Origin of the sequence: Calothrix sp. NIES-2098, from assembly GCF_963875125.1 — a bacterium.
Lineage (GTDB): Bacteria > Cyanobacteriota > Cyanobacteriia > Cyanobacteriales > Nostocaceae > Aulosira.
The window spans coordinates 103,375-117,325 of record NZ_CAWNKJ010000001.1; the positions used below are offsets into that span (position 1 = coordinate 103,375).

At 36.4% G+C, this 13,951-nt stretch carries 11 protein-coding genes; 5 read left to right on the forward strand and 6 right to left on the reverse strand.

What is annotated here, in order from left to right; all coding sequences use genetic code 11:
• Positions 1-358 precede the first annotated feature (358 nt).
• Positions 359-631 (reverse strand): GlsB/YeaQ/YmgE family stress response membrane protein, encoded by a 273-nt coding sequence (locus AACU33_RS00385; RefSeq protein ID WP_096586525.1) that lies wholly within the window; start codon positions 629-631, stop codon positions 359-361.
• Positions 632-1,368: 737 nt separating this feature from the next.
• Here AACU33_RS00385 and AACU33_RS00390 point away from each other — a divergent pair.
• A complete protein-coding gene (locus tag AACU33_RS00390) occupies positions 1,369-1,842 on the forward strand; it encodes a hemerythrin domain-containing protein (protein WP_096586527.1) in 474 nt (157 codons plus the stop codon).
• Between the two features lie 260 nt (positions 1,843-2,102).
• Complete coding sequence (locus AACU33_RS00395; RefSeq protein WP_096586528.1) at positions 2,103-3,524, forward strand: aminotransferase class V-fold PLP-dependent enzyme; 1,422 nt, start codon at positions 2,103-2,105, stop codon at positions 3,522-3,524.
• Here the strand turns inward: AACU33_RS00395 and AACU33_RS00400 are convergent.
• From AACU33_RS00400 to AACU33_RS00410, 3 genes are all read right to left on the reverse strand, one after another.
• Complete coding sequence (locus AACU33_RS00400) at positions 3,521-4,192, reverse strand: phosphoribosyltransferase (RefSeq protein WP_096586529.1); 672 nt, start codon at positions 4,190-4,192, stop codon at positions 3,521-3,523. The genes AACU33_RS00395 and AACU33_RS00400 overlap by 4 nt on opposite strands.
• A 208-nt stretch (positions 4,193-4,400) precedes the next feature.
• Positions 4,401-6,272, reverse strand: coding sequence for a glycosyltransferase family 2 protein (locus AACU33_RS00405; RefSeq protein WP_096586530.1), 1,872 nt, complete (start codon positions 6,270-6,272; stop codon positions 4,401-4,403).
• Between the two features lie 209 nt (positions 6,273-6,481).
• Positions 6,482-8,785, reverse strand: a complete 2,304-nt coding sequence (locus tag AACU33_RS00410; RefSeq protein WP_339375671.1) for a glycosyltransferase family 2 protein — start codon at positions 8,783-8,785, stop codon at positions 6,482-6,484.
• A 403-nt stretch (positions 8,786-9,188) separates the two neighbouring features.
• Here AACU33_RS00410 and AACU33_RS00415 point away from each other — a divergent pair, with 403 nt between their 5' ends.
• The 3 genes from AACU33_RS00415 (at position 9,189) to AACU33_RS00425 (ending at position 11,541) form a co-directional block, all read left to right on the forward strand.
• Positions 9,189-10,013 carry a metallophosphoesterase gene (locus AACU33_RS00415; RefSeq protein ID WP_096586531.1) on the forward strand — a complete coding sequence of 275 codons (825 nt, stop codon included), beginning with the start codon at positions 9,189-9,191 and terminating at the stop codon, positions 10,011-10,013.
• 112 nt (positions 10,014-10,125) lie between these two features.
• Positions 10,126-10,818 carry a class I SAM-dependent methyltransferase gene (locus AACU33_RS00420; protein ID WP_096586532.1) on the forward strand — a complete coding sequence of 231 codons (693 nt, stop codon included), beginning with the start codon at positions 10,126-10,128 and terminating at the stop codon, positions 10,816-10,818.
• 183 nt (positions 10,819-11,001) lie between these two features.
• Positions 11,002-11,541, forward strand: coding sequence for a DUF3172 domain-containing protein (locus tag AACU33_RS00425; protein WP_096586533.1), 540 nt, complete (start codon positions 11,002-11,004; stop codon positions 11,539-11,541).
• A 113-nt stretch (positions 11,542-11,654) separates the two neighbouring features.
• Here AACU33_RS00425 and AACU33_RS00430 read toward each other — a convergent pair whose 3' ends face one another.
• Both AACU33_RS00430 and AACU33_RS00435 read right to left on the reverse strand, forming a co-directional pair.
• Positions 11,655-12,707, reverse strand: a complete 1,053-nt coding sequence (locus AACU33_RS00430) for a DUF3592 domain-containing protein (protein ID WP_339375672.1) — start codon at positions 12,705-12,707, stop codon at positions 11,655-11,657.
• Between the two features lie 358 nt (positions 12,708-13,065).
• Positions 13,066-13,788 (reverse strand): cytochrome b/b6 domain-containing protein, encoded by a 723-nt coding sequence (locus AACU33_RS00435; RefSeq protein ID WP_096586535.1) that lies wholly within the window; start codon positions 13,786-13,788, stop codon positions 13,066-13,068.
• Positions 13,789-13,951: the final 163 nt, after the last annotated feature.

Consider the following 13,951-nt stretch of genomic DNA (forward strand, 5'->3'; position numbering starts at 1 on the left):
CCAGCGAATGATTAAATTCTTCACAAATAAGAAATGTTGTACTAAACCATAATTCGAGAGATTTTGAAGTACAAGGTGCACTTTCCTAAAAATTCATCACTCAAGCTGCTAGGATGTGAAAATTATTTTAGTTAGCCACGATCGCACTTAGCTATAATAAGAAATTAATCTGCTTCATTTGATGAGCTAGGTTGTTTATAATTATTCTAAAAAATCTCAAAATATCCAAAATTTCAATTAATAATAGCACCTACCTAAACATAGGCAGGTGCTATATCTTTCCATTTAATTTCAGGGATAAATAATATCTACACGAACTCCCTGAAGGTTAATATAATCAATTTTCAATCTAAATTTTTTACACAGCACTACTGCGGTTTAACAAATTCCACAAGAAAACAGCGATAAGCGCGCCGATAACTGCAACTATGATACCAGTAATGCTGAGAGTAGAAGCAGTTAAGGCTAACGTTCCCGTAGTAAAGAATACTCCTAAACTACCGCCGATAAATGCACCGATGATACCTAACAAGATAGTTCCGAGAATTCCGCCACCTTGATGGCCTGGATAAATAGCCTTAGCGATCGCACCAGCTATTAGACCTAAAAGAAGCCAAGCAATAATGTTCATTGTTGTGATTGAGTAACTTTTTCCTTCGATAAGTAAACATTAACAATTCACCAAGCAATTACCAATCTGCCATTAGAATTATTTATCCATATATCTAAAGAGTAATATAAAAAACGCTATATCTTTTGGTATATGCCTGAAATTTGATAAGTAAAAATTTGAAGAAAAAGCTCCTAGTAGGTCTAAGACTAGGGGCTTATAAAATTATTGCTTGGTAATATTAGTATATGTATTTATGGTTACGTCTCTCCTCTACTTTAAGAATTAAGCTGCTGTATTTCAAAAGTATTGTTAACTTTACGTTTGCTAAAGTAAATTAGTAGCTTTTAAGGGAAAATTTTTGTAATAATCCTCTTAAGCATTACTCAGACGTTTGATTATCAAAATCACTTTATACCTTTGGACAGAGGTTTATTGGTTTTGGGTTCATGAAAATTTAAATTGAATAATTTATATTACTTTGCATTCACTCCCATTCAATTTAAGTTAAGTCTGCATTTCTAAACGCTGGCGGGTTTTGTTCAGACTCGATGGTTGGCGAGCTTGTGCAACTTATTTCTGTTTATTCCCAGCACGTTAGACGAAACATCAAATCATTCATCAATATCAAGCGCCTAATTGAAAACCGGTTTCAATGTTTGCATAGAAGTGATTTTGAATTATTCTTGATTGCTTTAAATTCTGTAGTCTTTGGTATTGTCAAAGCAAACTAAAATAATTGTTTCAAGGAGTAAGAAATGGCTAAATCACAAACACAAAATATTCTTTCTTTGATTGAGGCAGAACATCGCCAAGTTGAAAAACTCTTTGCAGAGGCAGAAAAGGCTGATTCTAATCAGTTATATGATTGCTTTAATCAAATATATAAAGCATTGACATTACACGCTAGGACTGAAGAACTAGTATTCTATCCAGCAATGCGAGAGTATGAGGAGACTGAACAATATATTGAAGAAGCTGAAGCAGAACACGAAGAGGCTAAAATTCTTCTAGAGGAAATTAAAGCACTCAAACCGACTGATTCAGAGTTTAAAACAAAAATTAAGGAACTGAAAAAGGCAGTTCAACATCATGTAGGAGAGGAAGAAGAAGAAATTTTTCCAGCTATATCTGATTGTATGAGCGATCGCCAACTCAGCGAACTGGGTCAGGAGTTTGAAAAAACTAAAGCTCAACTAGAGGAAGAAGTGAAAGCTGCTATGATAACATAGGGCAATTCTTACGCATTCTTTGTTGAGTAGATGATGTATCTTTAAGCATTCACATAAAACTTAGGTAGGTTTTTGATATTTAGTTGAATATCGGAAACCTACCTAAAAGTTTGTAAATTAAAAATTATACTATTTCACTTTCATAATCATACAAATGCACAAGTAAGGGTTTAGCAATAGTCATAACTACGAACTCATTCTTCACTCATAATTAATGCGATGAACCATTAATAAACCGCAGCAACAGAAACTAAATAGCTATGAAAGAAAACCAGGACTACCATATGTCTCCCGAAGAATTTCGCCACTGGGGATATAAAACTATTGATTGGATAGCCGACTATTTAGAGAATGTGGAAAAGCTTCCCGTTCTTTCGCAAGTTGAACCTGGAGATATTCGAGCAAAGTTACCAAATACTGCACCTGTGCAAGGCGAATCTTTTGCGGAGATTATAAAAGATATTGATGAAATAATAGTACCGGGATTAACAAATTGGCAGTCTCCCAACTTCTTTGCATTCTTTCCTACAGGTATTTCTGCACCTTCAATTCTTGGCGAATTACTGAGTGCTGGTATGGGCGTGCAGGGAATGTTATGGGCTACTTCTCCGGCTTGTACTGAGTTAGAAACTCATGTTTTAGATTGGCTAGTAGATATGCTGGAATTACCCTTGCATTTTAAATCTACTCAAACAGGGGGAGGAGTAATTCAAGATTCAGCTAGCAGTGCAACTCTTGTGGCTTTGGTAGCAGCGAGGGAACAAGCAAAAGCAGATATGAGTAAATTAGTTGCTTACACTTCTACCCAGGCGCACTCTTCAGTTGAGAAGGGAGTCAAGATTGCGGGAATTAGCCATGAAAATTTGCGCTATATAGAAGTTGATGCTAATTATGCAATGAAGCCAGAAGCATTACAACAATGCATAGAAAAAGATATTCAGGCTGGGTTAACGCCTTTTTATTTGGCTGCTACTGTCGGGACAACTTCATCAAATGCAATCGATCCTTTACCGCAGTTAGGCGCGATCGCTCACAAATACAATATCTGGTTTCATGTTGATGGGGCAATGAGTGGTACAGCCGCCTTATGTCCTGAATTTCGCTGGATTCATCGAGGTTTGGAGTTAGCCGATAGCTATTGCTTCAATCCCCATAAATGGATGATGACAAATTTTGACTGTACTTGCTTTTACGCGCGCGATCGCGCCAAGCTAATTCAGTCCCTTTCAATCGTGCCAGAATACTTGAAAAATCAAGCCAGCGAATCAGGTGTGGTAATTGACTATCGAGACTGGCAAATTCCCCTAGGAAGAAGATTCCGCAGCCTTAAGCTTTGGTTTGTGATTCGCCATTATGGAATTGCAGGCTTACAGCATTATGTGCGCAAGCATATAGCTTTAGCCCAAGAGTTTGCTGAATGGGTAAAATCAGATTCGCGCTTTGAATTAGCAGTCAATCCGCCGTTAAATTTGGTATGTTTTCGGCACAAAGGCGGCGATAAGATAAACCTTGCGATCGCTAACAGTCTCAACTCTTCTGGCAAAATATACCTAACTTCCACCAAGCTTGACCAAAAAGTTACTCTCAGAATGTCAATTGGACAAGCAACAACTGAGAAATTACACGTGCAGCAAGCTTGGGAATTAATCTGCCAAATAGCCGATGGAATTGTGGGTGTTTAGCTAGGAGTACCAAGAGATAGCGGTTGATGGGGATTTGCGGCTTTGATTAGCAACTCGCGAACTTCATCATCTGTAGTTTGCCCAAAGCGTTCATACCATTGACCAACGCTGTAGAAAGGTTTGGGTGTCGCCAGACAAACCATTTCGTCTACTTTGTCTGCTAATTGTGAGTAAGCTGTGGATGGTGCAACTGGGACTGCAACTACAATCCGGGTAGGTTGCTGTTTTCGGACTGCAAGAATCGCCGCCCACATGGTTGCACCAGTTGCTAAACCGTCATCTACCAAAATCACTGTCTTTCCTTGTAGTTTTGGGAAAGGGCCATTCCCACGATACAGCTGTTCTCGTCGCTTTAATTCTTGATATTCTTGCGCCGCTACTTCAGCAATATTTTGTTCCGAAAGATTGAGGTCGCGAACAATATCTTCATTAAGTATTTCTACATCACCAGATGCGATCGCTCCCATTGCCAACTCTTGTTGATTGGGTACGCCTAATTTGCGTACTAACAAAACATCTAATTCAATATTTAATACTGTAGCAATTTCAAAGGCAATAGGTACGCCACCTCTTGGTAAGGCTAGCACCAATACATCCGGGCGGTTAGCATAGCCTGTTAAATCTTGAGCTAACAACCGACCAGCTGAACTTCGGTCTGTAAATAACATGAGTAATAAGTTGTTGCTACTATTTTTATCCTATGAACCGATTTTAAAAAGCTAATAATTTCCTGTCTTCTTACTAATGGAGCGACATGTTCAGACTATGTATCTGCCTAAAGTATGAGTTAGTAATCGATCGGAGCACTTTAGCTTGAAGATACCTAATTAAAGCTATTATCTAAATTTATCTAGTCAATCTATACAAATAACTAAGCTAGTTTGCATTATTCGAGTATTTATTAATTTCTAAATAGCTTTTCCAAAAATCTTTATTAGTAAGTTCCGGTAGTGTTTGTCTATAAAGTTGTCTTAAGCGAGAAAACTTAATTAAAAGTTGAAAACAGATGATTATTATTTTCACAAAAACTTTTAGGAATTCCCACCGTGAAACTTTCACAACAAAGCCTTCCTGATTACTCAAGTTATAGTACAAAGCTTTCTTGGCTCTGAAAAAGTTTATCGGTCTATACCCATGCATCGGAACAATAGTATATCCTTTTTCTGATAACTTATTATCGTTATGGAATAAAAAGTTAGGTAATAAATGACCATTTAATGTAATTCTTCTTAGCCAACGATGTAGGGTAGTCTCTGTCTCCTCAATACTTTTCTCATACTTAACATAAACAAAAGGTAGCTCTAGTTTCTTTATTGCTTTCTCTCCCATACGCAAAATTTCCAAGTTATTCTTTTCTGGGTCAACTGTTCTCAAGCGATCGGGGCCATTTAAAAAATCTGAAGCTGCTTGTAGAATGAGATGTGCAGTTTTGTACCTATAGCAACATGCTTCTTTCAGGCTAAATTTTAAAATCTTTTTAATTGCGCTGATGCTGCTGTATGTATCAGAGTGAATAGCACTTAAAATCATTTCGTTTTTTATAGAATAATAATGTTGTGGTGCAGGAGAACACTTACTTTCAAAAGACTCATGCCAGACACATATACCATTTAGAGTTACATTTTTTTGCTTTAATCTTATTCCTAGTTCTATGTCATCACCTCTCACAAAAAAAGGATAGGGTAGGTTAAGATTATCTATAGTTTTTGTTGGAAAGCAAAAGAGCCACCAGCCATTATAGTTAACGTATTCCTCAATTTCATTGAATAAAACAGTTTTTAAAAGTCTTAAATCGAGATCCGGCTTGACTCTAACAACCTCATTATCCCAGATAGCCCCATTTTCGTGCTGAATATATTTACGATCTAGCTTTAACATACTGCCACCAATACACAAGCTCTTGTCATTAAGAACTCTTTGTAAGTTATAAATTCTTTCAAAAGCTTCTGGCGCTATAACAACATCATCATCCATAAATATAATATGTGAAAAATCATTTTCACGTTCCAACACTTCTATAATACCTCTCGTATAACCGCCACTTCCTCCTGTATTTTTATTAGGGACTAAATGAATTTTAGAATTTAGAATACTATTTAATGTTCTGCCATTGTCAATTATAAATATTTCAAATTTGTTTTCAATATCTGGTTTAATAAAAAGATATTTGTCTAATAATTCAATATTTCTATAAACATATGCTTCTCTTTTATATGTACATATAACAATAGCAATCTTCTCATTGGCCTCTGTAGAGAGATTAGCATTTGTATGAAAGTAACCATTTCCAAATAAACAATTATCTTTTAAAGCTTGAATTTCAACATAAAGCAAGCCTTTATAACCTTGAATTTTTATATCTTGAAACACGCTAACTTCATCTAAAGTTTCGGTGGTAATAACCGTTTGCTTTACTAAATTTGCTTTTTCTGAGAAATAATCAACTTGGAATAACTTAATTTGAAATTTTCCTTGTAGATATAAGTTAATATTTATTGTTTTTACACTTGTATATTCCTGCCATTTCTGTACTGAGAAAGCGTTAAAATAAGTATTAAATTTGATAATTCCACCTTCTTTAAGTTCAACTCTATTTTGCTCATAATTCAGCAAACATTTAGAATTTAGCCGGAGAAAGAGTTCTTCTGTAGTACAAATATCAGTATTTGGTAAGATAATATTTTGTAGTTTAACAGCAGTTAGAGTGTTTTGCAGGTTTGTTTTTGGGTTTGCAATAACCTCTGTCATTTTCAATTTCTCCATTTATAAATGCCGAATAAGAAGCAAAAGTGCTACTAAAAGTTGCTGAATACACATCTCTCATTGCTAATAGATTAAACAGCGATTAATATACCACCAAAACTAGCCTCGATAACGCAATTTTAAATTTCGTATTAGCAACTTTTAATTGCTAGAGTATCTTAAAGTATCCACATCAAAAAATCATAACTAGATAGCTAACAAGCCTCTTCACTCAAATTAGCTTTATTAAAATTAGTTTTATGCAGATTTAACCCAGCTTTCCAGCCAACGAGAGTTCCGGCAAAAGTTTGCTGAATGTATCTTATTAAAGTTGAGATTGGAAGATGATGTGTAAATTTTAAACGCAGTATCCTGAGTAAGCAACGATAGGTTAGCAGTAATATTAAGCGAGTTAAAAAAATAGCAAATGGAATTTTTTTAAGGCCATGCTTAAAAGCAAAGTAAGTTGTATTTTTTGCTAAAGAATACCAGCAGGTAAGATGCTTTTGATCGATGCGATTATGGCTAGGCTGAGGATAGTGATTTACAGTAACGTCAGCATAATGAACTTCATAGCCAGCTTTGATTATACGTAAACAAACATCAGTTTCATCGAGAAAGTAATCAAAAAATTCATCATAGCCATTAATTTTTTCAAGTAAATCTTTTCTAAAAGATGAATTTGTGCCCATTAAACCGTTAAACCAAAAACCATCTGCTTGGTTATAATCAGCAGCATCAGCAGAGCGAATGGCAATTGTTTCGCTCAAAACATTGGTAATTCCATGACAAAATTGTAAGGGTTGATTATTACGAGTTAAGTCTCTAACTTTACCTCCAACTGCACCACATTTGTTACCATATAAAGAATAGGTAAATATTAATTTTTCTATCCATTCCGAGGGTGGAATGGCATCATCATCAAAAAAAGCAATAATTGAGCCTGATGCTAATTTGATTCCCTTATTTCGGGAGTAACTAATATTGTGCGGTTCAACTTTCAATAATTTTACTGTCAAGCTACTATGATGATTTAGACGATCAACTAGTTCACTCGTCTGGTTTGTTGAGGAAGCATCAATCACAATCACTTCAAAATTTTGGTAGCATAGGAGTTCTAGCGATTTCAGGGCTTTCTCTAAAAAATGAGAGCGATCGCTCGTACAAATTACAATTGATACTAAGGGAGAACCTAAATTTGCTGCTGTGTTCGGCATTGGTGGTAACTTAAACTTAAGTTTGCGAACTTGCCAGTATATCTGCCACATTTGACTGATAGTTTGATTAACTGAATGAATCAAACTTAAAAAATTAATTGAAACAGGGACGTAACCATTACCCGTAAAATAGTAAACTTGCTTTGCAAAATTGAGAACGTAAAGTTTGGGTTTTTGATAACTAATAAAAGCTATATCTATTGGTTTATTAAAAAATGCGAGTAGCCATAGCCAAAAATACTGAACTAATTTTTGAGGTGGATGCCACAATGTAAGTTGTTGCTCCACCTCCATTTTGTTTAAAATTTGACTTTGTAAATCATCTTGATAAATATTAGATTGTACAAACACTGTAGAAGGCTGCTGAATAATTTCGTCTAAAGAATACTCAATATAATTTAGCGGTCTAGGCATCTTTCCTCGAATATTTGCAAGGAAGTCTTGAAAACCTGTAAGAGAAACTTCAGCTAAAAAGTATCGCCCTGTTGCAGCGTAATAAACTAGACGCGGCAAACTTACAATAACTCTTTTTAATACGAAATCAGGTCGATGCTTTTGCCAACAGTAACAAAGATTGCGTTCATCATAATAATTAACCCAGGGTCTGCATTTAAAATCAGGTGAATGATGCCAAACAATCGAAGCTGGATTCGCCGCTACAATCCAACCAGCTTGCTTTGCTCGCAAACACCACTCTACATCATCGAAATGTAAGAAATAATCTTCAAAAACTCCGATTTCTTGAACAATTTCTTTACGTACTAATAGCGATGCTGCCGCACAAACATCCACATTAATGTAATCTCTACCCTTGAGGATTTCCTCATTTGAAATATTACTGTAATTACCAAAGTTAGTTTTTAAATGTGCTTTAGTATTGTTAATAAAACTACCTATTTCTTGAATAGTATTTGGTTCCTGTAGTTTGCGAATTTGAGAACCAACTAATCCTACTTCAGAATATTTTTGTAAAGTTTGAACTAATGTTTCTAGAGCTAGCGGATCTAGACGAACATCATTATCAAGTAGCCAGATGTAATCGTATTCAAGTTCGCTCACAAATTGTAAACCGTAAGAAAATCCTCCAGAACCACCTAAATTACTACCTGTTTGCAAAACTTTGATAAAAGAATAGTGGTTTTCTAAGTAAATTTGAGTACCATCTGTTGAAGCATTATCTACAACATAAATATCTAGATGGAAATTTGGTGCATTGAGTTTTTTGATATCTTCAATTAGCAAGCAAATATGATGTAGCTTGTTCCAAGTTACAATCACAGTAGCTACTTTAATATTCCTCATAAAATTTATATGTTTGTTTTGGAATATTGCTCGACTTCTTTAGGTGATTTGAATAGCGTTAGCCAAATCTCCAAAATGTAATTTGCAAACTTATGAGAAAAGATTTCCAAAATTTACCGCAATTGACTTTTAATTTCTTCTATCTAAAGTTGTGTAAGTCTCTATCTTAAGATCGATATAATGCGTTAAATAATTTAGTAGCAGTAATTACAAACTTATTTAAAATATAATTTACGTAGCTCTAAATACACATATAATATTAAGTATAGGATTAATATTTGATTTTGGAAATATACATAGAATGGGCATTGCCCACCCTACAAGTACTATTGCCTTTTAAGCAATAACAAATGAGAAATAACAAAAATATAATTTGACTTTTTTTCACCTAGACAATTAGAAAATGGAATTACTTTCAGAGCCTTTAAGCGTAGAATATTTAAATATTGAAATTTCGGGGCTACCTAAGTCATTAAAAAATACTCAGATAGTGCAAATGTCAGATTTCCATTTTGATGGATTGCTACTATCGGAAGAATTATTAACACAAGCAATTAATACTAGCAATCAAATTAATCCCGATCTAGTATTACTTACAGGTGATTTTGTGACTCATAGCCCTAAACCAATACATCAACTAGCAAGTCGGTTGAAGAATTTAAAAAGTCGGGTTGGAATTTATGCAGTTTTAGGAAATCATGACCTATATTTCCCTAACTCTAAAGCAGAAATTACTAGCGCTTTAACATCTGTAGGTATCCAAGTACTTTGGAATCAAGTAGCTTATCCTTTAGGCTCTGATTTGGCTTTAGTAGGACTTCCTGATTATTGGTCGTCGGAATTTAACCCTGGATTGGTAATGCGGCAAATAGATGTTAATACACCGCGAATCGTGTTATCTCACAATCCAGATAGCGCCGAAGCACTACAAAAATGGCGTGTGGATTTACAACTTTCAGGACATACTCACGGCGGTCAAATAGTGATTCCGGGAATTGGTTCTGTACCTAGTTGGATTCATGCTTCTCGTCATGACATTCCGGAATTTCTCTGGGCTTGGATACCTTTTTTAAAAGGGAAATGGCCAAAAGTTGTGAAAAATTGGCAATGGAGTCAAGGTTTACATTGGGTGGGTACAAACAAGCTTTATGTAAATCGCGGTTTGGGAACTTTTCCCCCAGGACGTTGGCATTGTCCGCCGGAAGTGACAGCGATCGCTTTAATTTAATATTAATAAGCCTGGGGATCGTAAATTTCTAGTTGGGGCTGTCATTTGTCATTGGTCATGGGTGAAGAAATTTTAGACGAGAGATTTTTGACTACATTACAGATAAAGCAATATGAGCGACGCCCTAACGCAAAAAATTCAGCAGGATTTTGATAGAATCGCCTTACTTCAGTCCCAGCAATGGAATCATAACAATCATTACCACCGTTTCTTACTCAAGCAATTACCATCTCATTGCGAGAGTATTTTAGATATAGGCTGTGGTACTGGGGTTTTCTCTCGTCTTTTAGCTCAACGTGCCGAGCGAGTCATTGCGGTAGACTTATCTGCAAAAATGATTGAAGTCGCGCAGCAACAGTCTCAAAGTTATCGAAATATAGACTTCCAAGTAACTGATATATTGCAATGGGATTTTCCTGTTAAACATTTTGATGCGATCGCTTCGATAGCTACAGTTCATCATTTACCCTTGGAAATATTATTGCCGAAAATTCAGGCGGCTCTCAAACCGGGTGGAAAGCTGTTAATTTTAGACTTGGTTAAATCCGAAGGAATAGCGGATATATTCAGCAATGCTCTTGCTTTTCCCTTAAACTTGACATTACAGCTACTTAAAAACAAACGCCTCAGACCAACACCAGAAGCGATCGCAGCATGGCGAGAACATGGTATTACTGATGAATATCTGACGCGATCGCAAGCAGAACAAATATATTTGAAATTCTTAACTGGAGCGAAAATCAAAAAGCATTTGTTCTGGCGTTACTCAGTTGTATGGGAAAAACCATTAGCGCCAGGCTCGTAGTTGCGCTTTAGCGCTATAGCAGAGTAGCGCAACTACAAACCAGAAAATTCGCTTCTTCAGGACTTAAACAAAATATTAACGAGAAACTTACAGGCAATTCTAGCCAATACTCGGCATACTTAAAGAGGGAGAGCAGTTTAAACAACTCCCTGCTATCTGAGGCGTGAAGGTAAACCAGCGACAATGAGACGTACAACCACTAGTAGATCGGCTAATAGTTCTAGATCATCTTCATTCCAATCTTCCATATTTAACTTCACCACCATAGCAATTTTGGGGGGAGTATTTGTCTTAGGTATTGGAATTGGTATAGCTTTTAGCTCGACAACAACTTTATCCCCATCAAATGTGGCTTCCCGTGAATTTATTGATACCAAAGCACCAAACCCTGAGATTTGCGTGCAATACGGAGCCAGCGCTATGGTGATGGATGCCAGACTTTTTGTAACTCTTAACCCTTTTAATGTCTACGTTGCTCAACCGAGTATGCGCCCTGGATGCGTTCTCCGTCAAAATAACTGGGCACTTTTAGAGCAGCGCAAGTTAGTAACATCTGACCAAGTAAGAGAATGTAAGAATCGCCTAAACACTTTTGGCTTTACGGGTAACTTAGATACTGACAAACCTGATATTAGATGCATATATCAAAATGAAGCTGCTCAGAACTTCTTTATGTCTCAACCAGGAGCAGTTGCCCCACCACAAGAAACGGATAGATTTTAAATAGACTTAAACTTAGTGGTTCATCGCATAAGTTATCAAGGGTTGCAAGGAAGCATCCGACTTCTTGAATCAGTCGGATATCTTGCAGCCAGCAAAATTAATGCGATAAACCATTAGGAAAATAAATGAGAAATTTGAGTTGTTTGTTCTATAAAAACGCTAATTTTTTCAGGCTGAATTTGCTTATTGAGTTGGTAAATTATCAGCCATTCACCCCAGCCTTCTACCCACCAGCCAGGATGCTGACTAAAGAATTGCAAGACAGGAAAATTAAATACTTCTCGGATACCACTTTCTGGTTGACCTTGCAGTCGGTAACTCTGGGAGAATTCTAGATTAGAGGTAAAATTAATGTCTTTATGTCTGAAGAATTCTTTAATTTTGTCAGATAGATTTTTAGGTCGGAGATTAAACTCAGGTAACTTCCGATAAGGTACTTGGAAAACTGCCACTGTTTGTTGGTATTGATTAGAGTCTTCACCAGAACCTTCTTGAAATTCATAGTCGCAGAGAATGGCTTCCCAATTTGCACCACGCTTGCGGAGGATATTTCGCATTTCTCGTGAATACCCACGCTGGAACAAAGGAAGTTTGTAAAAATCTTCATATTGCAGCGTTTTGTCTTCCTCTGAGAAGGTGAGAGCGAGATTTGAGGCTGCTTGTTTGATGTTTTCTGTGCGCTTCCGCTGACGCTTAGGGAGAATAATCCCACAAGTGCCAGCGAAAATGGCTCCGGTTGTGAAGAAGAGCGTGCTTGCTCCCAACATCGTATAAGATGAGCAAGTTGCACCTGGTTCAAGCACGGACTGACTTGGCTGTTGAGAATTAAAATGCACGCTTACCTTTTGTCCTTTTTGATATCTGTGGACAATTGACTGAGCGTGTTCTGAGTCGCTACTACCATATTGCCCAAAAGTTACTCGATCCGATGAGTAAGGCTTTTCGGCTACTGTGTATTGATAGCGGACATCTGCCTCATAACTAATAGAATCTTCAACCTGACTTTCCTTTACCGCTGATGAAGTGATTAGTCCATTAGTTGTTGACCAATTCAGGCTTTCTTGAGCATTTTTTAGTTCTTGATATCCTATAGGAATTAGACCACCGCCCACTACCATAAATACTAAACCCAAGCCTGTTCCCATAATGGTATGAAATTTGCTCATCTTGATGTCACCTCCATTTCTTTTCATCAAGAAATGCCAAGCTTCTGCAAGTATTTAGAATTCGACACTAATATCGAGAGCAAAACTTCAAAATAATATGAGGTTTTTAATTGTTAATAATTAAGTTGATACTTATATGCTAATACTTAAAGCTGTACGAACGTAATTTATATTACAAAAATTGATTTTATATTTTTATAAATTTTTATGAGAAATATTGATGTATTTTAGCCAGTAGGTGCATTATGCGAAAGGCTAACGCACACCCTAAATATTTTTATGCTACATATACTTAGATTCTTCAAAAATTAAATCGGATTGCTATTGTTTTACTCATATAATGAGCCAAATTCGTTTGCTAATCACCAGAGAAGAACAAAGGTAAAATCAGCGCTGTCAAAATTCCCGCTAGTACAATTATCTCAATGATGTTGAGAGGGAAATTATTCTGCATCAAATGATGAATTCTTCCCTCAGAAGTAGCTGATAAATTACTCAACCAATTACGCAAACGAGTAGACCATTGTTTTGGGCTATCTTGTGGGCGTACATTCAGCGAAAATATTGATAATAATAAAGGCGCACCACCTACTTTGCTGGACATCAAAATGTGAAGCGCGAAACAGCAAACTATAAACACCCAACTAATCAGATGTAGCGAGTACCAAATTTCATTTAACTGTCTTGTAGGCAACCATTCTTCTTTCATCATTCTGCCAGACAAGACAGCTAAAAATCCAGCGATCAGCATTAATGTATTAGCAATTCTTTGCAGACTAACCCACCAAATCGGTTTACTAACCTGACTTAAGTTTTGGAGAGAATCTTTTTGTAACAGCTTTTTGTTCCCTGCATGAAAGCTATAGAGGGCTAAGGCTGGAAAAACAACAAAGAAAAATACTGCAAATGTCCCGTGGATATCTATAATTTGGTCAATCCGAGGGATAGGTACTTTCCCAAATCTGCCATCGAAAGTATTGTAAACTAAAAAACCTGTGACCATAGCGGCGATCGCTAAGATTGCACTAACACCATGAATAATCTTTAACAACAAAGGCTGATAGGGCGCAGAACCAGACATGAGTACTTCCCTCACTAGTTATTTGCATCCGTGGTTCAAAAATATTATTTAATATTACGCCCGTTTCAGGGAATACCAAAAAACAAATTATCCCAAATTTTCAGGATGGGATAACGCCACCGCTAGGAGTTGATACACATTTTTCTGTGTCAGCCGAGCAGGT

Bases quoted from the DNA above. Each gene is read 5' to 3' on its own strand.
- AACU33_RS00385 (WP_096586525.1), bottom strand. From the start codon at position 631: ATGAACATTATTGCTTGGCTTCTTTTAGGTCTAATAGCTGGTGCGATC.
- AACU33_RS00390 (WP_096586527.1), top strand. From the start codon at position 1,369: ATGGCTAAATCACAAACACAAAATATTCTTTCTTTGATTGAGGCAGAA.
- AACU33_RS00395 (WP_096586528.1), top strand. From the start codon at position 2,103: ATGAAAGAAAACCAGGACTACCATATGTCTCCCGAAGAATTTCGCCAC.
- AACU33_RS00400 (WP_096586529.1), bottom strand. From the start codon at position 4,192: ATGTTATTTACAGACCGAAGTTCAGCTGGTCGGTTGTTAGCTCAAGAT.
- AACU33_RS00405 (WP_096586530.1), bottom strand. From the start codon at position 6,272: ATGACAGAGGTTATTGCAAACCCAAAAACAAACCTGCAAAACACTCTA.
- AACU33_RS00410 (WP_339375671.1), bottom strand. From the start codon at position 8,785: ATGAGGAATATTAAAGTAGCTACTGTGATTGTAACTTGGAACAAGCTA.
- AACU33_RS00415 (WP_096586531.1), top strand. From the start codon at position 9,189: ATGGAATTACTTTCAGAGCCTTTAAGCGTAGAATATTTAAATATTGAA.
- AACU33_RS00420 (WP_096586532.1), top strand. From the start codon at position 10,126: ATGAGCGACGCCCTAACGCAAAAAATTCAGCAGGATTTTGATAGAATC.
- AACU33_RS00425 (WP_096586533.1), top strand. From the start codon at position 11,002: ATGAGACGTACAACCACTAGTAGATCGGCTAATAGTTCTAGATCATCT.
- AACU33_RS00430 (WP_339375672.1), bottom strand. From the start codon at position 12,707: ATGAGCAAATTTCATACCATTATGGGAACAGGCTTGGGTTTAGTATTT.
- AACU33_RS00435 (WP_096586535.1), bottom strand. From the start codon at position 13,788: ATGTCTGGTTCTGCGCCCTATCAGCCTTTGTTGTTAAAGATTATTCAT.